We start from the raw sequence: 25268 nt of genomic DNA, 5'->3' as shown, positions 1-25268 counted from the left end.
ATAAAATAAATGATTTCTGTAATGAAAAACGATGCGCAGGCAAACAAAAAAGGCATGAGGGAAAAAGAATGCAGTGAAACCAGCGTGAAGAATAGACTTCACACCTGAGGTTTTCTACTACAATCCTTTTTCTCTCATGCCTGCATAACCAGTAACACGGAAAAAGAAAAGTGGTCCGTTCAGCCGGACAATTCCGTTACGTATTCGTTTTTGGTGTGTCCAGCCGTTGCAGATGAAGTGTCAGATAGACAGCTTCTGCATCTGGTATGGACATTTGTAAGCGCTGTTGCATGATTTTCATCAACTTCCAGGACAAATTGTAGCATACAGGATACTCAGCCTGCAATACTTTTTTTAAACTGTCTTGATTTTCCACATAGGATTCAGTCTGGATGCGCTCGATTGCGGAGTGCAAATGACGGACCAGGCGCAAATAATTTAAATCCTGCCTGTCTATATTGATTTGCAAATAGTCCTCAATAATAGTGACGAGTTCACTGACCAGCTGGGTATGCTTATTAATTTCAGCTAAGTTCCTGTTAGTTAACGCGCTGTGAATATGAAGGGTGATAAAGCCGATCTCTCCTTCAGGGATTCTTACGTTAAGTTTTTCGTTAAGCCATTCAGTCAGCTCGGTGGCTGCAGCATATTCCTTCGGATAAGCCAGTTCTGTTTCCTGTAAAAAAGGGTTTTTTATCCCCTGCCCCTGACGAATCCTTTTTACGGCAAAATAGAGGTGGTCGGTAAGGCCGATATGAATATGTTCGTTCATATTTGTCCCGAAGCGGCTTTCGAGCTTCTCAATAAATTCATTCATTATTCCGATAAATTCTTCGTCCACATATTCAAGCAGATTCATAAACTGTTTCTGCTCACTGGCATCTTTTAATACGAAAAATTTCTCTGCTTTTTCCCCGGCCACTTCTTGTCCGGTTTGTTTGCCGAAGCCGAGCCCTTTGCCTATCAGAACTACTTCCTCATAGTCGGGGTGTTCAGCAATGATAACGTTGTTATTCAGCACTTTTTTCACGGACAGCATATGATCACCTCCGAACATTCATATAGTCAGTCTGTTTCCGAGCCCAGGCTAAAAGTAAGGCGAAAACCATTCATACTATCTAAAAGGAGCAAGCAGAAAAAGCTCCCTCATACTATGGTCATAAAAAGCGTTTACAATACAAGTATTATAGAGAACTCAGCACGCGACTTCAACTTGGGAATAAATGGGGGGTCTGTCCCCCCATTTATTTCCTGGTGTCCTGTCACTGCTTGTAAGCGTGTGGGCAAACTGATAAAATGAAGGGTAGCGTAAAGTTGAAAGCCTGATCTTTCTTTGATAAAGACGGGCTGTGGTGGTGTGCCTCTGCCTGCATGCTAATGAGCAAGCATTTATTTTTTGAATGATAGCAGCCAGGCGCATCGTATACGAGTGAAAATGTTACGATTTTCGTAATTATAGAAAACTGAAAAAAGGGAGCAATGTCCGATGTTAGGTTTATTAAGAAAGGTCATTGGAGATACGGATAAAAGACATCTGAAAAAGCTGGACAGACAGCTGGATCAGATTGACTCGTTTGGTGATGAGGTAAAAAAGTTAAGTGATGAAGGCCTTCGCAAAAAAACAGAAGAGTTCCGCCAGCGTTACCGGGATGGTGAAAAGCTTGAAGACCTTCTTCCAGAAGCTTTTGCGGTTGTCCGCGAGGGGGCAACGAGATCTCTAGGACTGACCCATTACCGTGTCCAGCTTCTCGGAGGGATTGTCCTTCACAGGGGCGACATTTCCGAGATGAAAACCGGGGAAGGTAAAACGCTTGTTGCTACATTGGCCGTCTATTTAAATGCGGTAACAGAAAAGGGCGTGCACGTAGTGACAGTGAACGAATATCTTGCCCGCCGTGATGCTGAAGAGATGGGAAAACTTTATAACTTCTTAGGGCTCACTGTCGGTCTGAACTTAAGCGGGATGTCCAAAGAAGAGAAGCGTGAAGCTTATGCCGCGGATGTGACTTACGGCACGAACAATGAGTTCGGCTTTGATTATCTCCGTGATAACATGGTCACTTATAAAGAACAGATGGTTCAGCGTAAGCTCCATTTCGCCATCGTCGATGAAGTCGACTCTATTTTAATTGATGAGGCCCGGACCCCGCTGATTATTTCAGGGTCTGCCGAACGGACGACAGAGCTTTATACAGCAGCTAACTCATTTGTGCGAATGCTGAAAGAAGAAGTGGATTACACGTACGATGAAAAAACTAAAAACGTACAGCTTTCAGATGACGGTGTCAGTAAAGCAGAACGTGTTTTTAACATTGATAATTTATTCGATTCAGAGCACGTCCAGTTGAATCACCATATTAATCAGGCGCTGAAAGCCCATAAAGTTATGGTGAGGGATGAAGATTATGTAGTAGATGACGGCGAAGTAGCCATTGTTGACCAGTTCACAGGGCGCCTGATGAAAGGCCGCCGGTACAGCGACGGACTCCACCAGGCCATTGAAGCTAAGGAAGGGCTGGAAATTAAGCGGGAGAGCATGACGCTAGCTTCAATTACATTCCAGAACTACTTCCGGATGTACCAGAAATTATCAGGTATGACCGGTACGGCTAAAACTGAGGAAGAAGAATTCCGTAATATTTATAATATGAACGTGTATTCTGTTCCCACAAATGAGCCGATTATCCGTGAAGACCGGCCTGACTTAATTTATAAAACAATCGACGCCAAGTTTAAGGCCATTATTGAAGAAATTAAGGAATTACATGAAAAAGGACAGCCCGTGCTGGTTGGTACGGTGAGTGTGGATACGTCTGAGCTGATCTCTTCCATGCTGAAGAAGAAGAAAGTGCCTCATAACGTCCTGAATGCTAAAAACCATGCCCGTGAGGCCGAGATTATTGAAAATGCAGGCCAGAAAAAAGCCGTTACCATTGCAACAAATATGGCTGGACGGGGAACCGATATTAAGCTTGGTGAAGGCGTAAAAGAACTCGGCGGCTTATTTGTTCTCGGTACCGAGCGCCACGAATCCCGCCGGATTGACAATCAGCTGCGCGGACGTTCAGGGCGTCAGGGAGATCCGGGCCGCTCTCAGTTCTATCTGTCGCTTGAAGATACACTCATGCGAAGGTTCGGTTCTGAAAATATGAGTAAAATGATGGGCAGAATGGGGATGGAAGAAGACCAGCCTCTTGAAAGTAAGCTGATCACCCGGGCTGTGGAACAAGCCCAGAAGCGGGTGGAAGGCAACAACTTTGATGCCCGTAAGCAGCTTCTCCAATATGACGATGTCATGAGAGAGCAGCGTGATGTTATATATGAACAGCGTATGGAAGTGCTTGAGTCTGAGAACTTAAGGCCTGTTGTCGAAAAAATGCTCGAGTCAACAGTTGAGCGTAATGTGTCTCTTTATACACCTCAGGAAGAGGTGCCGGAGGACTGGAACCTTCAGGGGATCGTTGATTATATTAACGCCACAGTGCTCAACGAGCGGGAAGTGACTTTAACGGAAATTAACGGACTTGAGCCGGAAGAAATGGTCGAGCTGATCATGGAAAAAGTGTCAGAGGAATATAATGACCGTGAAGAACAGTTTACTGCAGAGACAATGAGGGAATTCGAACGGGTGATCCTTCTTCGCACAGTTGATTCCAAATGGACAAGTCACATTGACCAGATGGATCAGCTTAGACAGGGAATCCACCTTCGTGCTTACGGGCAGAATGATCCGCTGCGCGAATATAAATTTGAAGGCTTTGAAATGTTCGAGCAGATGATTGCTTCGATTGAAGAAGAAGTCTCCAGATATATTATGAAAGCCCAGATCCAGTCAAACTTGGAGCGGAAACAGGTGGCTGAAGGAAAAGCCGTCCACCAGAGTACGACTGAAAACAATAAAGAAAGCAAGAAAAAAAACCCTTTTAAAAAAGGTGAAACAGTAAAAAGAAATGACCCGTGTCCATGCGGGTCAGGCAAGAAATTCAAACAGTGCTGCGGCCAGTAAAAAACGGCTGCCATGAGAGGGTGCTTTCCTGTTAAAGCACCTTCTCCTTATTTCCAATTGCTGGGGGGTCTGTCCCCCCAGTAATTCCCAAACTTTGCACGTAAATAAATTCAGAGGTGATGATTTTAAATGGAACTTTCAGATATTAAGAACGAACTGTCTACAATGGCTAAGCGATTAGCGGACTTCAGGGGGTCTCTTTGACTTAGAAGAAAAAGAGACCAGAATTGCTGAACTTGAAGATAAGATGGCAACTCCTTCATTTTGGGATGATCAAAACAACGCTCAAAAAGTGATTTCAGAAAATAATGCCTTAAAAGCAATGACAAACACATACCGCGATTTAGAAGCAGAGCATGAGGATCTTGAAGTTTCTCTTGAACTTGTTAAAGAAGAAGCAGACGAGGACCTGGCTAAAGAGCTTGAGTCAGGGGTGAAGAAACTGGCTGACCGGCTTAATGAATTTGAACTGGACCTTCTTCTGAGTGAACCGTATGACCAGAACAATGCTATCCTGGAACTTCACCCGGGAGCAGGGGGAACAGAATCCCAGGATTGGGCGTCTATGCTTCTTCGTATGTACACACGTTGGGCAGAGTCTAAAGGTTTCAAAGTAGAAACAATGGACTACCTCCCTGGCGACGAAGCAGGGGTTAAAAGTGTTACATTGCTTATTCAGGGACATAATGCCTATGGTTACCTTAAAGCGGAAAAAGGCGTTCACAGGCTTGTTCGAATATCACCATTCGATTCGTCAGGACGCCGGCACACTTCATTTGTTTCGTGTGATGTCATGCCGGAACTGGATGATAATGTAGAAATTAACGTGTCACCTGATGAGCTTCGCATTGACACGTTCCGTTCAAGCGGAGCAGGCGGACAGCACGTCAACACAACTGATTCAGCTGTCCGTATGACGCACTTGCCGACAAACACTGTCGTAAGCTGCCAGTCAGAACGGTCACAGATTAAAAACCGTGAAAAAGCGATGAAGATGTTAAAGGCTAAGCTTTTCCAGCAGGAAATGGAAAAGCAGCGCCAGGAAGCAGAAGAGCTGCGCGGAGAACAGTCAGACATCGGCTGGGGGAGCCAGATCCGTTCCTATGTTTTCCATCCTTATAATATGGTCAAAGACCACAGAACAAATATGGAAACAGGGAACACCCAGTCCGTTATGGACGGACAGCTCGCTCCATTTATAGATGCGTATCTACGCTCCCAAATCGACTGATTCCCTTAATGATGCCAAAAAAAGAGTAATAATGTCCCGTTAAACAAAACCTAGATGGATGAGGCAGCACCCTCATCCATCTAGGTTTTTTTCCAATTGCTGGGGGGTCTGTCCCCCAGCGAGGCAGTGCATTAAAGCGTTAGTCTGGTCGCGTTTACAGGCGGGGGAAGCGGTGCTATACTACTGTAGGATTTTGTGCCATGCAGAAATTTGACAGCTTTGTCAGAACATCTTTTATGAAACTCAGGTGATGAAAATGATGAAAAGGATTCAGAACAGAAGAGACCAGGAGCCGCTCACGCCGGTACAACGGACTATTTTCGAATTTGCCCACGTGTTCGCAGGTTCGGCTATCGTCGCGGTCGCATTTAATATTTTTCTTTTGCCGAATCAGATAGCTTCGGGCGGGGTTGCCGGTATTTCTACGATTATTTATAACGTTTTTTATTTTGAACCCGCTTATACCCAATGGGCGCTTAACGTTCCGTTATTTATTGCGGGTGTGCTGCTGCTTGGCGGAAGCCTCAGAGGAAGCATATTGTATGGAACCAAAACGCTTGCAGGGACACTCTTTCTCCCGTTTGTCGTTTACTTAACGAGGCATATGGAACCGGCAACGATGGATCCGCTTTTAGCTGCCATATTTGGCGGCATAGGTGTTGGGCTGGGACTGGGCATCGTCTTCAGGTCTAATTCCTCAACCGGGGGCACTGATCTGGCCGCTCAAATAATCAATAAATACACAGGACTGACACTGGGCGGCTGCGTTTTTATAATGGATGGACTGGTTGTGGCGCTGTCTGCCGCCGTATTCGGCTTTGAATTCGCCCTTTATGCACTCATTGGATTATTTACTACCGGAAAAACGATTGATATGGTGCAAGTAGGATTCGGATATTCCAAAATGGTCATTATTATCTCAAAATATGAAGAAGAGCTTAAGCAGGGACTTTTGACTAAAGTTGACCGCGGAGTAACAAAGTTAGCAGGGTATGGAGGATACACGAACCACGAAAGGCCAGTATTAATGTGTGTAGTAAGCAGGAATGAAGTCACAAAACTCAAGCGTCTTGTTCAGACAATTGATCCAGAAGCCTTTGTGGTGGTCAGCAATGCCTCAGAAGTTTTAGGAGAAGGTTTCAAAAAAAAATAAATAGGTTATAATAGTAGGTGAAGGTTTTAGAAAAACCTGCCAATTATATTTTTTTGAGGAGGGGAAACATGAAGAAGTTTCTATTTGCCATGTTTGGTGCAGTACTAGTATTAGGGGCATGCGGGGATAACGGCGGCAATGACGAGGAACAACCGGTAAACGACGGTAACAATGCAGAGACAACAGATAATGCAGCCGACGAAGGTGGTACATACGACCTCGCAAACGGTGAAGAGCTTTACGCTCAGAACTGTGCATCCTGTCACGGCGGCGACCTGGAAGGTGCTTCAGGCCCTAACCTGGAAGATTCGTCTCACGATGAAGTCCGGGCAGCAATTGAGGCTGGACCGGGAACTATGCCAGCTGACCTCGTCACAGGCGATGATGCAGATGACGTGTCAGCTTGGATTGCAGACCAGTAAGCATTCATAATTAACTTAAAAGAAGAAGGATAAAGCATACCGCTTTATCCTTCTTTTTTTGGTGGTAATAAAGGAAACTTACGGCACCAATGGTTTTTTTAACAAATATAAAAATCGCTTAATTGCAGTCTCTTGTCGAAAAAAATAGAAAAATGACAAAGATGTTGTCTTTTTGAAATATAAATGTAATGAACTTTAACTTTTTTTGGCGAACAATGATGATATAATGTGTAAGGGAAACGAGTACGTTACTCTATTAAAGTCCTTGTTAATTACATAAATAAGGAAATTATGAAAATTGATTATACACGTAAATTATAGAACAAAAGGGGCGGCTGCATCCATGTGGGTTGTAGTCTACAGCTGTGTAAACTGAACAGGCATCTTAGAAAGACCATTAAAGGGAAGTGATAGGGTTGATTCAAATGCAGGATGTATGGAAAACATATCCGAACGGTGTCATGGCTGTTAACGGAATTTCCATATACATTAAAAAGGGAGAATTTGTCTATGTAGTTGGTCCTAGTGGTGCGGGGAAATCTACGTTCATCAAAATGATGTATCGTGAGGAAAAGCCAACTCGTGGAGAAATAACAATTGACGGAAAAGATTTATCAAAAATAAAAGAAAAAAACATTCCATATTTAAGAAGGAATATTGGTGTGGTATTCCAGGATTTTAAGCTGCTCCCTAATCTCACAGTCTTTGAAAATGTTGCTTTTGCAATGGAAGTTATCGAGGAAAGCAAAGAAAATATCCGCAAAAGAGTGATGGAAGTACTTGATGTTGTACGTCTGAAGAATAAAGCAAGGTTCCTACCTCATGAATTATCCGGAGGAGAACAGCAGAGGGTGGCAATAGCCCGGGCGGTCGTCAACAAACCGGCTGTACTGATTGCGGACGAGCCGACAGGAAACCTTGATCCGGAAACCTCATGGGAGATTATGCACATTATCGAGGAAATCAACGAGAGCGGAACAACTGTGGTGATGGCAACTCATAACAGAGATATTGTTGATAATATGCGCAAGCGATTAATTGCGATAGAAGGCGGCCGCATTTCCCGGGATGAAATAAGGGGGACATACGGCTATGAAATCTAGAACGTTTGGCAGGCACATAAAAGAAGGCTCAAAAAACCTGATCCGAAACGGGTGGATGACCTTTGCTTCGATTAGCGCGGTGACCGTCACCCTGTTCGTAGTAGGAGCTTTTCTTCTTTTAATCATGAATATTAATCATTTTGCAAGCTCGCTGGAAGACGATGTGGAAATCCGGGTATTTGTGGATTTAACAGCTGAGGCAGAAGACCAGGAGGAGCTTGAAGATAGTTTAGGTGATTTTAACGAGGTTGAATCCGTTGAATATGTCCCTAAAGAGGAAGGTCTGGAAGCCTTTATTGACAGTTTGGGAGACGAAGGGGATTATTTCGAAAGTCTTCGGGATGAGAATCCATTAAATGATGTCTTTGTAGTAAGGGCTGAGGATCCTCAGGAAACAGAAATAATTGCCCATGAAATAGAAGAACTGGATTATGTCGAAGGCGTCGAATATGGCAGGGACATTTTCGACCAGCTGTTCTCTGCAACAGATTTTGTACGTATTGTAGGTGCAGGTTTAATAGTAGGGCTGGTATTCACAGCAATCTTTTTAATTGCCAACACTATTAAGCTGACGATTTTGGCAAGGAAGACAGAGATTCAGATTATGAAACTCGTAGGTGCCACCAACAGCTTTATCCGCTGGCCATTTTTTATAGAAGGTCTTCTTCTCGGTACCCTCGGAGCGGTTGTTCCAATCAGTGTATTGACCTTTGGCTACGTTCGTTTCTATGAAGCTATTGGTGAAAGTACAGGTTTAGAGTTTTTTGAATTTTTACCAGTCTACCCTTTAACCATACAAACATCCTTACTACTGCTAGGAATCGGTGCAATTGTCGGTGTATGGGGAAGCATCATGAGCGTGAGGAAGTTCTTGAAAGTTTAATAGAACTTCCCCTTGCTCATTCCCCAAAGTTATTTCCCAGGAAATTTGCAAGTGTTTGTCTAAAAAAGGAGGTTTTTTTATGATTAGGAGGATAACGTTTATCCTTTTAATTTCTACGCTTTTTATTACCACGTTTGCGGAACTTTTAAACACAGAATCTGCTTTAGCAAATACTGGAGAAGAACTTGAAGAAAAAATTGAGTCTTTCCAGTCTGAGCAGGAAGATACAAAACGGGAATCTGATAAAACTGAAGAAGAATTAATAGAGCTTGAAGAGGAAATCAGCCAGGTTGAACAGGAGATTCTGGAACTGGATGAAAATATAACAGCTACAAACCAGGATATTGATGAAAAACAAGAAGAGATTGACGGCACAACCGAACGGGTGGAAGAGCTCAGACTTGAGATTGAAGAATTGGAAGAGCGTATTGCGGAACGTGATGAAGTCCTGAAAGACCGTGTGAACTCCATGTATAAAAATGGAGGTAATGTCAATTACATAGAAGTTATACTCGGAGCCCAGAATTTCAGTGACTTAATTGAACGGGTTTCCGCACTCCATTCCATAGCTGAGCAGGACCGGAATATCCTGGAACAGCATATAGAAGATATGCAGGCTTTAGAAGAAGCAAAACAGAAGCTTGAGAACGAACTGGCCAGCCTCGAACAGCAAATGGCTGAACTGGAATCGTTAAAAGCAGATCTTGAAAGTCAGCTTGAAGAGAAAGATGCATTAATTGAAAACCTGCAGCAAAAAGGATATGACCTGGAAGATAATTTAATGAGTTTAGAAGAAGAACAGGAATTTTTAAAAGCCCAGGAAGAAGCTGCTAAACAGGAATTGGCTGAATGGGAAGAAGAACAGCGCAGGTTAGAAGAAGAGCGCCGTAAAGAAGAAGAAAGAAAAAAACGTGAAGAAGAAGAGCGGCGTAAACAGGAAGAAGAAGAGCGACGTCAGCAGGAAGAGGAAGAGCGGCGTCAACAGGAAGAGGAAGAACGCCGGGCAGCTGAACAGGAAGAATCCAACAGCGGCACATCTTCCTCGTCGTCAAACAATTCCGGATCCTCCTCGAGCGGAAGTTCGTCTTCAAGCGGAAATTCCTCTTCCAGCAGCAGCTCTAATGAAACGGCTCAGTCGTCATCAAGTAGCGGCTCGGCCACTTTCCACAGGCCTGCAAATGGACGGGTAACCTCCGGCTTTGACCTGAACCGGACGCACCCGGTATACGGGACAACCCGTCCGCACAGGGGAATTGACTTTGGAAGAGATGGCGGACTCGGTATATATGCCGCAGAAAGCGGAACTGTTATATCCGCAGGAAGAATGGGCGGTTACGGGAATACAATTATGATTTCCCATACAGTGAACGGGAAATCTTACACTACACTATACGCCCACTTAGCATCGTTTAATGTGTCTCAAGGTGACCGGGTCAGCAGAGGGCAAAATATCGCAACAATGGGAACGACGGGTGTTTCCACAGGGGTCCACCTTCACTTTGAAGTCCATCCCGGCGGGTATTCGGGCGGATCGTCTGCCGTAAATCCTGCACCGTATCTACCTTAAATAAATTATTAAAACTGAATGAAGAAGAGTGTCCTGAAATATACTTTACAGGACCTCTTCTTTTTTATACTTTATTCGGGAGTCTCTCGTATACGGCATGCCAATAAGTATCGAAAAGATTTTCAGAGGAAAAGTGGAAGGCTTTCATAAAAAGGTATATGTTTGGTATGATAATAACAACGATTAAAAGTTTGCGAGGGGGATGGAGACCTCTTCTGGTTTTTAAAATGGGACAAAATGAGGTGTGAAATGTGAAAAATTTAAAACTGCTCCTTCCTTTCGTGGTCATTATTTCTCTCCTGGCGGGGGCCGGGACCATGTATGCAGTGATGGCTGCTGTGGACGGGAATGAAGCCTCTACAGTATTGGAAGACCAGGAAATAGAGGAATTGGTTGAAAACGGGAATAATGAGGCGGAGGAAGTTTCCGGTAATATACAGACTGATGACGAACAATTTGAAAAAGTCCAAAGGGCTTATAAGATGATTCAGGAAAGTTTTATTAACGATGTAGATGAAACAGAGCTTTTAGATGGCGCGATTCACGGCATGCTCGAATCTCTCGATGATCCGTATTCTGTTTATATGGATGAATCGTCGGCCAGACAGTTTATGGATTCCCTTGATTCTTCTTTTGAAGGAATTGGCGCCGAAGTGAGTATGACAAACGGCAGAGTGACCATCGTGGCTCCATTCCATGATTCTCCTGCTGAAGAAGCGGGGTTACGCCCGAACGATCAGATACTTGAAATTGACGGAGAAAATATCGAAGGATTGTCCCTGTATGAAGCTGTTTCAAAAATCAGGGGGGAGAAAGGCACGACAGTCACACTGACAATCCAGCGTCCCGGTGTGAACGATCCAATCAATCTTGATGTCGTCCGTGATGAAATTCCAATTGAGACAGTCTACAGCGAAATAGTGGAAGAAAACGGACAAACAATTGGTGTCATTGAGTTACGTTCTTTCTCTGAAAACACGGCTGAACGTTTTGAAGAGGAACTTGCCGAAGTGGAAAGCCATGATTTAGACGGGCTTGTTATTGACGTAAGAGGAAATCCTGGAGGGTTCCTGCAAAGCGTTGAAGACATAGGCAGCCTGATTATTCCAGGCGGAGAGCCGATCGTTCAGATCGAAGACCGCGAAGGAGAAAAAATCAGACATTTGTCCAGCCTGGAAGAGGATAAAGACTACCCTATGGTCGCACTTATAGACGAAGGAAGTGCGTCTGCCTCTGAGATTCTTGCTGCGGCTCTTATGGAAGCAGGCGGACATGAAGTGGTAGGTAAAAGCACATTCGGAAAAGGAACAGTCCAGCAGACTTTACCGCTCGGAGATGGGAGCGAAATGAAGCTGACGTTGTTCAGGTGGCTTACTTCTGACGGAAACGATATAAATGAGGAAGGAGTTCAGCCGACTGTGGAAGTTGCACAGCCTGACTTTTTCTACGTATCGCCGATCGATTCAGAAGAAATATTAAGTTTAGATATGACCAGCGACCACATTAAAAACGCTCAAATTATGCTTGAAGGTTTGGATGGGTATGACCCGGGCCGGACAGACGGCTACTTTGACAGTGAAACGGAAGAAACCGTAAAGGCTTTTCAGGAAAATGAAGGCCTGGAGGTAACTGGAGAAATTAATGAAGAAACGGCTGACCGGCTTCAGGAAGCAGTCATTGAAGCAGTTCGTGATAAAGAAAATGACATGCAGTTTAAAAAAGCGATCGAACTGCTGACAGAATAACAGTCATTATGCCAAACAAACCGGCTGTGCAAGCGAGTAATCTGCTTGCCGGCCGGTTTTTTTAATACAAATTTAATCTTCTGTTTTGAAAAAAACAGCTTTTCTTTTCAGATAATTCATTTACAATGAAAGGAAAGAACTCTTTTTACAGGAAGTTCTGTCAGTATTTTAATATGGAGCCGCTGCACCCGGTATACCCGGGATTTTGTGGCGGCGTATCAGTCGGCGCACGGTTTAAACATGTTTAACATGCGCTGCCGAAACTTTGAGTGATTATATATTGCCGGATTGAGGAGGAATACGCTTGGAAGCGATAGGATTTGAAGTACTAAAAGCATTAGGACGTTTCTTTATGCACCCTCTTACATATGTTTTCATTATTACAATCTTTTGGTTCGGTTTAATGAGGGTGAAACGGGAAAGAAAAGATTTTCATACACGGGTTGAGGATGTGATACAGCAGCTTACATCACCGCTGCCTGCCGCTCTTATTACCGCCGTGTGTATTTCTGGAGCAGTTCTTCTTCTGGGCCTTGAAATGCCTGTGGGTATGCTCGTTTTATGGTCGCTTTTCTGGCTCATATTGCTGCCATTCCGCAATGCCAGGTGGCTGAGTATGACGGCAGCAGGTTCTCTTGCTTTATTAATTGCGCCGTTTCTTCCTTCAGGAGGAACAGACTTTGCATTTTTAAACCAGTGGCTTGGTGATGTCGAGCAGATGAATCTGCTGAACGCAGCCTGGCTTCTGGCGATTCTGTTTCTGGCAGAGACGTTGCTGGTTCTGGGTGACGGTTGGAAACAGACGTCCCCTGCTATTGTAAAAAGCAAACGAGGGAAACTGGTCGGTGAGCACATTGCGCAAAGATTATGGTTCCTGCCTCTTTTTCTTATATTTCCTGCAGGAGAGATCTCCGGCGGAGGGTGGTGGCCGGTGGTAGAACTGACAGGAGGGCAGACATTCGGCCTTGTTCTTTTTCCATTTATACTAGGTTTCCAGGCAAGAATTTATGGAGAATATGCCCGTGATGGTGTGAAAAGAATAGGCAAGCATTATCTGCTTTTAAATCTTGCGGTGCTTGCTTGCGCCGCAGCAGCTTACTATTACCCTCTATTCATATTCGCTGTACCTGCTGCAGTCCTGATAGGCAAAGAAGTCATCAATTATTTATATAAATCAGCTGACCAGCGGAGAATCAGCATGTTTACGCGCCGTGAAAAAGGGTTGAAAATTCTTGGCATTCTTCCGCACTCCACTGCTGCTAAAATGGAACTGCTTGTCGGTGAAATTATTGTTAAAACAAACGGCCGGGAAGTAAATTCGCAACGGGATTTTTATGACGCGCTCCAGCAGAATCCTGCCTATTGCAAGCTGGAAGTTAAGAATTTGCAAGGCGAGCTGCGTTTTACGCAGTCGTCTGTGTTTGAAAAAGACCATTATCAGATCGGCTGTTTATTTGTCCCGGATGATGAATATGGCAACTTATCATCCCGTGCTCTCCGTTCCTCCGTCGTGATTAACCAGGACAGGGCGGAACTTGGGGAGAGTGAAGAACGGGGATCTTCCAGCCGGGCCCAAGAAGCGGACTTTTATGAAGATAGTGAAACTGAAACCAATTCGGTACGTGAGGATGAAGACACTGTTTCACACGAAGATGAAGCGGCAGCCTCTGTTGATCATCAAAACAAAGGAGAAGAACCTGACGCTGGAGAGAATAAAGATAAAGAACCAGATCCGGAAGCCTTCTACAATGAAACTAAAAGGGCTGACGAATCAGGTGAATCACGTGAACAGGCGCCTGATTTAGCTGCTTTCTACAGAGAATTCCGCGAGACGCAAAAAGCGGAAACCAGCATGTGGGAACCTGAGTCTGAAGAGGAAGAAACTGAATCCGAAGAAAATAAATCCAATAGGTAAGGTGCTGTGTCAAAGGCCTCTTCCGTTAAGAAAGAATGAGCCAGGATGAAAAATATCCTGGCTCATTTTCTGTGCAGGCAGGTGTGATTCCAGCGATCACTAAAGGCCACCTTCCCCCGAAAACAAAGATAGCAGTCCAGCGAACGGGAATGTACGTTCCCTTTTTTAAATAAATATGGTATAATGATAATTACGTGAAAAGTTCGGGTATGGATATAAAAACAGCTGTAAGCATGTTAAATGCCGTTTGTTTGATTTTTTCAAATTAAATCGGTAGGCTCAGTAAAAGGATTAGTTTTAGTCCTCATTGTCAATAATGCATGAAAGATTTCCCTGAAAGTAAAACGATAATGTTTGCCTATATATGAAAGTGAGTATGTGAAGGAGGAAAAGCTGTGGCAGAAACTAATGACATTACCTTTGATCTCGTATCAAAATACAGTCCGCAAGGCGACCAGCCTGAAGCGATCAAAAAACTGGTTAACGGATTAAACAGCGGTGAAAAGTATCAGACACTGCTTGGGGCGACAGGAACAGGAAAAACATTCACTGTTTCGAACGTGATCCAGCAGGTTAACAAACCGACGCTTGTCATCGCGCATAACAAAACATTAGCAGGGCAGCTCTACAGTGAGTTTAAAGAGTTCTTTCCGAACAACCGCGTAGAGTATTTTGTTAGTTACTACGACTATTACCAGCCTGAAGCCTATATTCCACAGTCAGACACCTATATAGAAAAGGACGCGAGTATTAACGATGAGATAGATAAACTCCGCCACTCTGCGACCAGTTCCCTTTTTGAAAGAAACGACGTTATTATTGTGGCAAGTGTGTCGTGTATTTACGGCCTCGGTTCTCCGGTTGAATACCGGGAACTTGTCGTATCGCTAAGAACGGGGATGGAGAAGGACAGAAACGCCCTTCTTCGTCAGCTAGTTGACGTTCAATATGAACGGAATGATATTAATTTCACTCGCGGAACGTTCAGAGTACGCGGCGATGTGGTAGAGATCTTCCCGGCGTCCCGGGATGAGCATTGCCTGCGTGTTGAATTTTTCGGGGATGAAATTGACAGAATTACTGAAGTGGATGCTCTCACCGGTGAAATTCTAGGTGAAAGAGAACATGTGGCCATTTTTCCGGCGTCCCACTTCGTTACCCGCGAAGAAAAGCTGAAACGAGCCATTGTGAATATCGAAAAAGAACTGGAAGAGACATTAAAAGAAATGCACGACAAAGGAAAACTGCTTGAAGCCCAGCGTCTTGAACAGCGTACACGTTACGATATCGAAATGATGCATGAAATGGGGTACTGTTCGGGAATAGAAAACTACTCACGGCATTTGACATTCCGTGAACCGGGCGCTACACCTTACACGCTTCTTGATTATTTTCCAGATGACTTCCTAATTGTTGTCGACGAATCCCACGTCACACTTCCTCAGGTAAGGGGAATGTATAACGGCGACCAGGCACGTAAAGGGGTGCTTGTCGACCATGGATTCCGCCTGCCTTCGGCAAAGGATAACAGGCCTCTTAAATTCGAAGAGTTCGAGAAGCATATTTATCAGACAATCTTTGTTTCTGCCACGCCTGGGCCTTTTGAAATTGAGCATTGCCCGGAAATGATAGAACAGATTATCCGTCCGACAGGGCTGCTTGATCCGTCCGTGGATATCCGCCCGATTGAAGGCCAGATTGACGACATGATAGAGGAAATCCGCCTGCGGAAGGAACGAAATGAACGTGTCCTTGTGACTACTCTAACGAAAAAAATGTCTGAAGACCTGACGGATTATTTAAAAGAAGTTGGTGTTCAGGTGAAGTATCTGCACTCTGATATTAAGACACTGGAACGAATACAAATTATAAGGGATTTAAGAAGAGGCGAATTTGATGTCCTCGTTGGTATTAACCTTCTCAGGGAGGGACTTGATATTCCTGAAGTCTCCCTCGTTGCCATTCTTGATGCGGACAAAGAAGGGTTCCTCCGTGCGGAACGGTCTCTAATTCAGACGATGGGACGTGCGGCGAGAAACGCAAACGGCCATGTCATTATGTATGCGGATAAAATAACAAACTCCATGAACGTTGCAATTGAAGAAACAAAAAGGCGCCGTTCCATCCAGAAAGAGCACAATGAGAAGCACGGTATTACGCCGCAGACTATTCAAAAAGCGATCCCTGAACTGATCCAGGCAACTTATGCTGCTGAAGAAGAAGAAGCATATGAAGCATTCACAAAAGCACCGTCTCAGAAACTTAGCAAGAAAGACCGTGAACAAGTGATCGGGCGAATGGAAAAAGAAATGAAGGAAGCTGCTAAAGACCTTGATTTCGAAAGAGCAGCTGAACTGCGTGATATTATTATAGAACTGAAAGCGGAAGGGTGAAACAACTGATGGCTTTAGATAATATTGTTGTAAAGGGAGCCCGTTCCCATAACTTAAAAGATATAGACGTGACGATCCCGAGGAACAAACTAGTCGTCATGACAGGGCTTTCCGGCTCCGGAAAGTCATCCCTTGCGTTTGATACGATTTATGCGGAAGGCCAGAGGCGATATGTAGAATCACTTTCTGCATACGCCCGCCAGTTCCTCGGGCAGATGGATAAACCGGATGTGGACGCGATAGAAGGGCTGTCACCGGCAATATCCATTGACCAGAAAACAACGAGTAAGAACCCCCGTTCCACTGTTGGGACGGTGACAGAAATATATGATTACCTCCGCCTCCTTTTTGCCCGTGTCGGCCGGCCGATTTGCCCGGTCCACGGGATTGAAATCAGCTCCCAGACTATCCAGCAGATGGTCGACCGAATGATGGAGTATCCCGAACGGACAAAGATGCAGATCCTCGCCCCGGTTGTTTCCGGACGCAAAGGGACACACGCGAAAGTTCTTGAAGACATTAAGAAGCAAGGCTATGTGCGTGTCCGCGTAGATGGGGAGATGCGCGAAGTAGCTGAGGAAATTACTCTTGATAAAAATAAGAAACACAGCATCGAACTGGTGATCGACAGGATTGTTATTAAAGACGGCATCGAATCCCGCCTTGCTGACTCTATGGAAACGGCGCTTGACCTTGCTGACGGCCGGGTCATGGTGGATGTCATCGGTGAAGAAGAACTGCTGTTCAGCCAGAAGCACGCCTGCCCCCACTGCGGGTTTTCAATCGGCGAACTGGAACCTCGGATGTTTTCATTTAACAGCCCGTTCGGCGCTTGTTCATCCTGCGACGGCCTCGGCCATAAGCTGGAGGTTGATCTTGAACTCGTGATCCCTGATCCGGAACTCAGTTTGAAAGAGCATGCGATTGCGCCGTGGAAACCGACGAGTTCTCAATATTATCCTTCTCTGTTAGCAAGTGTGTGCGACCATTTCGGCATTGATATGGACGTGCCTGTTGAGAAACTGCCAAAACAGAAGCTTGATAAAATCCTTTATGGAAGCGGAAATGAAAAGATTTATTTCAGGTACAAAAATGAATTCGGCCGCGTAAGGGAAAAACACATTTATTTTGAAGGGGTCATGGAAAATATCTCCCGCCGCTATCACGAAACAGGCTCTGATTATATTCGTGAACAGATGGAAGGCTATATGGCCCAAAAGGCGTGCCCAAGATGTAAAGGCAACCGTCTGACTAAAGAAGCGCTCGCCGTAAAAGTGAATGGTCACCATATAGGTGAAATAACAGACATGTCAATTAAAGAGGCACAGAAGTTTTTCCAGGGGCTGACTCTGACAGAAAAGGAAATGACGATCGCGAGAATGATTCTCCGTGAAATTGAAGAACGGCTCGGTTTCCTTATTAATGTCGGTCTCGAATATTTAACAATGTCCCGGTCGGCAGGTACGTTATCGGGCGGTGAAGCCCAGCGGATAAGGCTTGCGACACAGATCGGCTCCTCACTGATGGGTGTCCTGTATATTCTGGACGAGCCTTCTATCGGCCTTCACCAAAGGGATAACCACAGGCTTATCAAAACGCTCGAAAGAATGCGTGACTTAGGCAATACGCTGATCGTCGTTGAGCATGACGAGGATACGATGCTCGCTGCTGATCATCTGATTGATGTGGGACCCGGAGCAGGGGCCCATGGCGGGGAAATCATTTCTACCGGGGCGCCTGAAGAAGTCATGGAAGACGAGGCGTCTTTAACAGGCCAGTACCTTTCCGGTAAAAAGTTTATCCCTCTCCCGGCAGAACGCCGTAAACCTGATGGACGAAAGCTGACGATCAGAGGGGCAGAAGAGAATAATCTGCAAAAGACAAACGTGGATATTCCGTTAGGTGTGCTATTAGCAGTAACAGGAGTGTCAGGTTCAGGTAAAAGTACCCTGATTAATGATATTTTGTATAAGTCGCTTGCACAAAAACTGACAACGGCTAAAGAGAAGCCGGGAAAAGTGAAACGTGTGGAAGGGATCAATCAGCTGGAAAAAGTCGTGGATATTAATCAGGCACCGATCGGCCGGACTCCTCGGTCTAACCCGGCGACTTACACGGGTGTATTTGATGACATCCGGGATGTCTTCGCTATGACCAATGAAGCGAAAGTCCGCGGCTACAAAAAAGGCCGTTTCAGCTTCAACGTCAGAGGCGGACGCTGTGAAGCCTGCCGCGGCGACGGTATTATTAAAATTGAAATGCACTTCCTTCCAGATGTGTATGTTCCTTGTGAAGAATGCCACGGGAAACGCTACAACCGTGAAACGCTGGAAGTGAAATATAAAGGTAAAAATATTTCTGATGTCCTTGAAATGACAGTGGAAGACGCTCTCACATTTTTCGAAAATATCCCGAGAATTAAGCGTAAGGTGCAGACACTGTTTGACGTAGGTCTCGGATATATGAAACTCGGACAGCCGGCCACGACACTGTCCGGAGGTGAGGCCCAGCGGGTGAAACTGGCGTCACAGCTTCACCGCAGGTCAACAGGTAAAACCTTGTACATCCTCGATGAACCGACGACAGGTTTACATGTCGCAGATATCGACCGCCTGCTGAAAGTGCTTCAGCGCCTGGTGGAAAATGGAGATACTGTTCTTGTCATTGAGCACAACCTCGATGTGATTAAAACGATGGACCATATTATTGACCTTGGACCGGAAGGCGGCGACAAAGGCGGCCGGCTTATCGCCCAGGGAACACCTGAGAAGGTGGCAGAAGTAGAAGGCTCCTATACGGGTAAGTATCTGAAGCCCGTCCTCGAGCGTGAACGCGCCCGAATGGCTGAGCGTATGAGAGAAAAGGAAAGCGCCGGCTCCGTATAGTATGGAACAGGCAGGCTGACAAATGTCAGCCTGTTTTTTTGTAAGGAGAGGGGAGTGGAGGTGAGTCCTGGGTGGATTCACCGAAGGGGGCGATGTTCGTCGGAAAGGGGGTGGGGAGGCGAAAAATGTCGAATATTGTTATACGGTAGAGTTGCTGGTTTATACGGTAGAGTGAGCCATCTATAAGGTAGAGCTGGCGGTTTATAAGGTAGAGTGGTCGGGTTATACGGTAGAGTGACGCATTTATACGGTAGAGTCGTCCAAACGTAAGGGCGAGTCCCGCAGTTTTTCGGACGAATTATCCAATGTGGGGTCGATTCTCACAGTTATCCTACTGCCCCTCTTGATTTTTTCCATAAAAAAGAGGATTTTTAAAAGAGTTAATAGAATATCAGTTAGATAATTAGATAAAGGAAGTGATTACTTTATTATGCTGATAAAACCTCGCACGATCCCTGTCAAAATCCTCGTTTTATCTGCTTTACTCGAACGCCTGTCAGCTAATCATCCTGGAAGACCCCTTTACGAAGAAGAACTGGGCAAACCAATATGGGGCCACCGTGGGGAGCAATCGGTCGACTATTACCTTGATTTTCTGAAGACCGAATCCTGTTTTATATTGCACGGTTTAAAATTAAGCAATAACGGCCACAACTTTTTAATTGACACCCTCGTTATTTTTCCCGAATTCACCTTAATAGTGGAAGTCAAGCACTGGTCAGGGGTGTTGGAAGTCCAGGAGCGGGGAGACCTGGTGAAATGGGACGGGAGCGTCAAGCGTGTTTACGAAAATCCCGTTCAGCAGGCAAAACATCAGCAATGGCAGCTTGAAAGCTGGCTTGAATCCCGGCATTTGACTTTGCCGCCAATTGAACACCTCGCCGTCTTTACCAATTCCCGCCTGGTTCTGGAAAATACCCAATATCTTTCTCCAAAAATGATCAGAAGCAACTGCCTTCTTGATTACATCTATTCTCTAAAACGACACTACGCAGCTTCACCCCCTCCTCTCTCAAACTCTGATTTGAAAAAAGTCATTTCCCGTATAAAAAGAAACCATATAAAAGATGATTTTATAAACTCTCCGCTTAGTCAATTAGGTTTATCTGAAGATGATCTGAAGCTTGGAGTGAGTTGCCCGGTGTGCCAGAAGTTTTCAATGTCCCGTGTGAAGCGCACGTGGTACTGCGCGTCGTGCGGCATGAGTTTCCAAAATGCCCATATAAAAGCTTTAACAGATTATGTTTTATTATTTGGGAGGTATGCCCAAAACAAAGACTTACAGAAGTTTTTACATATTGAAGATCCCAGGACTGTAAGACGACTACTCTTAACTTTAAAAGTCAGCAGGAAAGGCATCACAACAAACTCGCAATTTGACTTACTATCTTCTGAAGTAATTAAAAATGAAATAGACAGCTTGAGGGAAGACAGGAAACTTTGATGGCGAAAAATGTCGAATATAGTTATACGGTAGAGTTGGCGGTTTATACGGTAGAGTGAGCCATCTATACGGTAGAGCTGGCGGTTTATAAGGTAGAGCTGGGGGGTTATACGATAGAGTCGTCGGTTTATAAGGTAGAGTCTTCAGATTATGAGGCAGAATCCCCCGATCAAAGCGGTAGATCCCACCATTATAAGCAAGAATCCCCCGATCGAAGCAGTAAATCCCGCGATTATGAGGCAGAATCCCCCGATCAAAGCGGTAAATCCCGCGATTATAAGCAAGAATCCCCGCATACACAAAGCTAATCCCGCCATTACAAGGAGAATCCCCACGCTAAAGTACCCGTCCAAAATCTCCTGTGCTGCCCGCACCTCAGCCCCCCTGCTCCCGAATCACAAAGCCTTTCCATTTAATTTTTGAAACTTCTTTCCTTGTCTTTTCGTTATAATAAAGAGAGCACCGATATTTTTCATGAAAATGCCAAAAATTCGGTGTAATTTTGCTTTAAAATAGGGAATTAAATAATAGGTGAATGTCTTTTTCCAGCAGAGTATCAGCCAGTTAATTTATAGAGTAATCCAATATAAAGGAGGAGTTACGATGCATGAAGAGAGAAAGATGATTTTGAAGATGATTGAGGATGGGAAGATTACGGCGGAGGAAGGACTGCAGCTGCTGAATGCTCTCAAAGATGAGAAAGGTTCCGAGGGTGCACGTAAACAAAAGTCGGGGCCGCACAGCGATCCAGATCCTTTTGACGACACGGATTCGAATGCAGGCAAGAAGTCTACTGACCACTATGTGTCACGCGATGTCAATTGGGAAGGCGGAGGCTACCGGCGAGCGGAAGAAAAAATGACGACGTTTGCGACGAAGTTCTCTGAATTTGTTGATGATGCCGTCCATAAAATTAAAGAGTTTGACCTTGATTTTAATTTTGGATCCTCTGTTGAAATCCAGCACATTTTCCATCACCGTAACGCGTCCGTTAAAGAAGTGGATATTCATGTTGAAAACGGAAGCATTACATTCCGTCCATGGGATGAGGACGACGTCCGCGTGGAATGCAATGTAAAAGTGTATAAAGTACGGGATACAGATGAAGCCCGCCGTGTTTTTCTTGATGATGTGATGTTTAATTACGCAGATGAAAAAGTCAAGCTGGATTCTCGTAAAAAATCGATGAAAGTGAATACGACGGTATACGTTCCTAGGAAAAGTCTTGAGAAAATCAAGCTTTATGCGTTTAACGGTAAAATATCCGGGGAAAATGTGACCTTGAACAAGCTTGAAACACAAACGGTTAATGGCCGCATCAGTTTTGAAGCCCTTCAGGCTGAAGAAGTACGCCTTGAAACAGTCAATGGAACAGTGTCAGTGACCCGTCTTGAAGCCGGCCAGAGTGATATCAAAACCGTTAACGGAACTATTTCTGTTAACACGGCGAAAGGGGATCTTGATGCAGAGACATTAAACGGGACTGTTCATTATACTTTGCTTGAACCAGCTAATGCGCGGGCGTATATCAAAACAACTACAGGCAGTGTCAATGTCCGTGTTCCTGATGGAGTGAAGACTGAGGGAGAACTGAAGTCAACAGTCGGAGGTATTTCCTGCGACTTACCGCAGATGACTGTGATAGATGAAAAGAAAGAATTCGCCAGTAAAAAGATGTCATTTTTATCAAACAAGAACGAAGCTGCTCACTTTTATGTAGAAGCAGAAGCAACTACAGGAGCTATTTCAGTTAAAAATTAGCAATTAACGATGACAAAGGAGAGTGGATACTATGAACCGCTTGTACCGAACAGTGGATGACCGTAAAATAGCCGGCGTTTGCGGCGGGCTGGGCAAATATTTTAATATTGATCCGACGATCGTAAGGATCATTATGCTGCTTTTGATTATCCCATTAAACTTAGGAGTTATACTGGCGTATTTTATCGGGGTATTTGTTATTCCAAACGAAACGGAAGTGAACAGATAAATGAGCTGGCTCATACAACTCGTAGTCAATGCAGTTGTTCTCCTTATAATTGCCAACTTTTTCCAGGGAGTTGAAGTTGAAGGATTTGGAGCTGCACTTCTGGCAAGTTTTATATTAGCTATAGTGAATCTTATAGTGAAGCCGATCCTTCTCGTTCTTACACTTCCTGTGACCATTTTAACGCTTGGCTTGTTCCTGTTCGTCATCAATGCGGTTACATTGATGCTGACTTCAGCTATTATGGGCAGCAGCTTTGTCATTGACGGTTTTGGCGTAGCGATTCTGGCTGCGATTATATTTGCTCTGCTAAGCGCCCTTATTCACTCCCTTATTGTCGACCCAATTACTAAAAGATAGACCGCAGCCCTGAATTCCTCTCCGTTTAAGGAATTCAGGGCTTTTTTTAGGAAGAAAACGGGATTTTACGGATTATGGCACGCGATCTTTTTAGGTATGCTAAAATAAACGTAATGTAAAGATAGCTCACAAGCATTATAAGGAGGCATTCTACATGGCAGAAGTAACCGCCAAAGACTTAATTGAGGAATTTGACTTTAAATTATTGAACGACGAAGATGCTGTTGCCTTTCGCCCGGTTTCTACGAGTGATATTTCACGGCCTGGTATAGAGATGGCCGGCTATTTTACTTATTACCCTGCAAAGCGCATACAACTTTTAGGTAAAACAGAAATGTCCTTTTATGATGAACTGGATCGTGAAACCCAGGTAGAGCGAATGGAAGGGCTTTGTACATATGATACACCCGCGATCATTTTATCCAGGGGTCTCGAGGCGCCTGAGAGTTTAAAGGAAGCGGCTGACCGTGTCGGTGTTCCTGTCCTTTCATCTCCTATAACGACTACGCGGCTGAGCAGTCAGTTAACCACATTTTTAGAAAGCCGGCTTGCACCGATGACCGCCATCCACGGGGTGCTTATTGATATCTACGGGATTGGCGTCATGATTACGGGATCAAGCGGTGTAGGTAAAAGTGAAACGGCCCTCGACCTTGTGAGACGAGGACACAGACTTGTCGCTGACGATTCGGTAGAGATACGCCAGGAACATGACGGCATACTTGTCGGACGTGCGCCTGACCTTATTAAGCACCTTCTTGAAATCCGAGGGCTGGGAATTATTAACGTAATGACTCTGTTCGGTGCAGGGGCTGTAAGGAACTATAAACGAATCGGGCTTTCTATTGATCTTGAAATCTGGGATCAGAAAAAACAGTACGACCGTTTGGGGCTAGATGAAGAAACCATTAAGATCTTTGATACTCATCTGCCGAAAATTACGATTCCGGTCCGGCCCGGTAGAAACCTGGCCGTAATTATTGAAGTGGCTGCCATGAATTTCAGGCTGAAGCGGATGGGCATTAATGCGGCTGAGCAGTTCTCTGAAAGGCTGAATAACGTTATTGAAGACGGAGATAAAGAAGAATTTTAATTTGGAAACTTGGCTTACCGCCAGGACAAGGCGAAATCCTTTTTTACAGGCAGTTTTTTTCAATAAAAAGTCTGTAAGCCGAATTCTTCATTGATTTTTCAAAAATATGATACATTATTAATATTGACTAAGGGGCAGCCTGAGCTGTCCTTTATCATCGTTCAGGAAAAATTGTAAATGAGGTGTACATATGATTGTTGGAACGATTCAACCTTACAATCCTATTGCCTTTGAGCTCGGTCCTATTTCCGTTCACTGGTACGGTCTTCTTATCGGGCTTGGGGCATTTATAGGGTATTTGATTGCAAACCATGAAGCAAAAAAACGCGGCATGCCGGAAGACTTTTTAGCAGACTTGCTTATTTTCGCCCTGCCGGCTGGTATTATCGGGGCAAGGCTTTACTATGTCATTTTCCGCTGGGAGCAGTTTGCCGGGGACCCCGCCAGGATTTTCGCAATCTGGGAAGGCGGGCTCGCCATACACGGCGGTCTGATTGGAGCCTTCATTACTGTTTTAATTTTCTCAAGAGTCCGGGGGCTCTCATTCTGGAAGATCGCAGATATCGTGGCGCCAAGTATTCTGCTTGCCCAGGCCATTGGCCGATGGGGCAACTTTATGAACCAGGAAGTTTACGGCCAGGAAGTTTCAAGAGCCTACCTGGAGAATTTGCTGATTCCGGACTTTATTATTAATCAGATGTTTATTAACGGGGCTTACTATCAGCCAACGTTCTTGTATGAATCCATTTGGAATCTGCTCGGGGTCGCTCTCCTTCTATATTTAAGGCGTGTGAATCTCCGCCGCGGGGAACTGTTCATTTCATACTTGATTTGGTATTCTGTAGGAAGGTTCTTTATCGAAGGTATACGGACAGATTATCTATTGATTTTCGGTGTGCTCAAAACAGCCCAAGTGGTTTCTGTGTTAACGATTATTGGGGGAATTATCCTCATCATCTACCGCAGAAAGACCGGTCTTTCCGATAAACGGTATTTGGATAATGAAGAGGAGAAAAAACCGTCTCCTAAAAATAAAGGCAGGCAAAATCCGCGTAAAGGCGGAAAAAAGAAAAAGTAGCCA

At 44.7% G+C, this 25268-nt stretch carries 18 protein-coding genes; 17 read left to right on the top strand and 1 reads right to left on the bottom strand.

Annotated elements, in window-relative coordinates; genetic code table 11:
• Positions 1–196: 196 nt before the first annotated feature.
• Positions 197–1039 (bottom strand): glucose PTS transporter transcription antiterminator GlcT, encoded by an 843-nt coding sequence (gene glcT, locus K8O68_RS12065; protein ID WP_230897124.1) that lies wholly within the window; start codon positions 1037–1039, stop codon positions 197–199.
• 447 nt (positions 1040–1486) lie between these two features.
• Here glcT and secA point away from each other — a divergent pair, with 447 nt between their 5' ends.
• The 17 genes from secA (at position 1487) to lgt (ending at position 25265) form a co-directional block, all read left to right on the top strand.
• Positions 1487–4006, top strand: a complete 2520-nt coding sequence (gene secA, locus K8O68_RS12060) for a preprotein translocase subunit SecA (RefSeq protein ID WP_230897123.1) — start codon at positions 1487–1489, stop codon at positions 4004–4006.
• A 129-nt stretch (positions 4007–4135) separates the two neighbouring features.
• Positions 4136–5237 (top strand): peptide chain release factor 2 gene (gene prfB / locus K8O68_RS12055; protein ID WP_230897122.1). Its coding sequence is split into 2 segments (ribosomal slippage): positions 4136–4207 and positions 4209–5237, totalling 1101 coding nucleotides; the frame shifts between segments, so codons are not numbered across the junction.
• A 256-nt stretch (positions 5238–5493) separates the two neighbouring features.
• Positions 5494–6390, top strand: a complete 897-nt coding sequence (locus tag K8O68_RS12050) for a YitT family protein (RefSeq protein WP_230897121.1) — start codon at positions 5494–5496, stop codon at positions 6388–6390.
• Between the two features lie 68 nt (positions 6391–6458).
• Positions 6459–6812 carry a c-type cytochrome gene (locus K8O68_RS12045; RefSeq protein WP_230897120.1) on the top strand — a complete coding sequence of 118 codons (354 nt, stop codon included), beginning with the start codon at positions 6459–6461 and terminating at the stop codon, positions 6810–6812.
• Positions 6813–7228: 416 nt separating this feature from the next.
• The gene (gene ftsE / locus K8O68_RS12040) at positions 7229–7915 is read left to right on the top strand and encodes a cell division ATP-binding protein FtsE (RefSeq protein WP_093055427.1); all 687 of its coding nucleotides are present in this window, start codon (positions 7229–7231) and stop codon (positions 7913–7915) included.
• Positions 7905–8798 carry a permease-like cell division protein FtsX gene (gene ftsX, locus K8O68_RS12035; protein ID WP_230897119.1) on the top strand — a complete coding sequence of 298 codons (894 nt, stop codon included), beginning with the start codon at positions 7905–7907 and terminating at the stop codon, positions 8796–8798. The genes ftsE and ftsX overlap by 11 nt, the downstream gene beginning before the upstream one ends.
• 79 nt (positions 8799–8877) lie before the next feature.
• Positions 8878–10365, top strand: coding sequence for a murein hydrolase activator EnvC family protein (locus tag K8O68_RS12030; RefSeq protein WP_230897118.1), 1488 nt, complete (start codon positions 8878–8880; stop codon positions 10363–10365).
• Positions 10366–10616: 251 nt separating this feature from the next.
• Positions 10617–12110 (top strand): S41 family peptidase, encoded by a 1494-nt coding sequence (locus K8O68_RS12025; protein WP_483314041.1) that lies wholly within the window; start codon positions 10617–10619, stop codon positions 12108–12110.
• Between the two features lie 304 nt (positions 12111–12414).
• A complete protein-coding gene (locus K8O68_RS12020) occupies positions 12415–14025 on the top strand; it encodes a PDZ domain-containing protein (protein WP_230897117.1) in 1611 nt (536 codons plus the stop codon).
• 395 nt (positions 14026–14420) lie between these two features.
• Complete coding sequence (gene uvrB / locus K8O68_RS12015; RefSeq protein ID WP_370640523.1) at positions 14421–16418, top strand: excinuclease ABC subunit UvrB; 1998 nt, start codon at positions 14421–14423, stop codon at positions 16416–16418.
• A gap of 8 nt (positions 16419–16426) precedes the next feature.
• Positions 16427–19303, top strand: a complete 2877-nt coding sequence (uvrA, locus tag K8O68_RS12010) for an excinuclease ABC subunit UvrA (protein ID WP_230897116.1) — start codon at positions 16427–16429, stop codon at positions 19301–19303.
• Between the two features lie 430 nt (positions 19304–19733).
• Positions 19734–20747, top strand: a complete 1014-nt coding sequence (locus K8O68_RS12005) for a nuclease-related domain-containing protein (protein WP_230897115.1) — start codon at positions 19734–19736, stop codon at positions 20745–20747.
• Positions 20748–21350: 603 nt separating this feature from the next.
• Positions 21351–22508: a DUF4097 family beta strand repeat-containing protein gene (locus K8O68_RS12000; protein ID WP_230897114.1), complete on the top strand. Its 1158-nt coding sequence runs from the start codon at positions 21351–21353 to the stop codon at positions 22506–22508.
• A 31-nt stretch (positions 22509–22539) separates the two neighbouring features.
• Entirely contained in the window at positions 22540–22737 is a 198-nt protein-coding gene (locus K8O68_RS11995; protein WP_093055409.1) for a PspC domain-containing protein, read from the top strand.
• Positions 22738–23094 (top strand): phage holin family protein, encoded by a 357-nt coding sequence (locus K8O68_RS11990; protein ID WP_093055407.1) that lies wholly within the window; start codon positions 22738–22740, stop codon positions 23092–23094.
• Positions 23095–23248: 154 nt separating this feature from the next.
• Positions 23249–24187, top strand: coding sequence for an HPr(Ser) kinase/phosphatase (hprK, locus tag K8O68_RS11985; RefSeq protein ID WP_230897113.1), 939 nt, complete (start codon positions 23249–23251; stop codon positions 24185–24187).
• Positions 24188–24380: 193 nt separating this feature from the next.
• On the top strand, positions 24381–25265 hold the full coding sequence (lgt, locus tag K8O68_RS11980; protein ID WP_230897175.1) for a prolipoprotein diacylglyceryl transferase: 885 nt from the start codon (positions 24381–24383) through the stop codon (positions 25263–25265).
• Positions 25266–25268 lie beyond the last annotated feature (3 nt).

It is taken from the genome of Salipaludibacillus sp. CUR1 (assembly GCF_021028955.1).
In the GTDB taxonomy this organism is placed as follows: domain Bacteria; phylum Bacillota; class Bacilli; order Bacillales; family Salisediminibacteriaceae; genus Salipaludibacillus.
The sequence above is the reverse complement of the archived record's forward strand: the minus strand, read 5'-3'. Positions and strand labels throughout refer to the sequence as shown.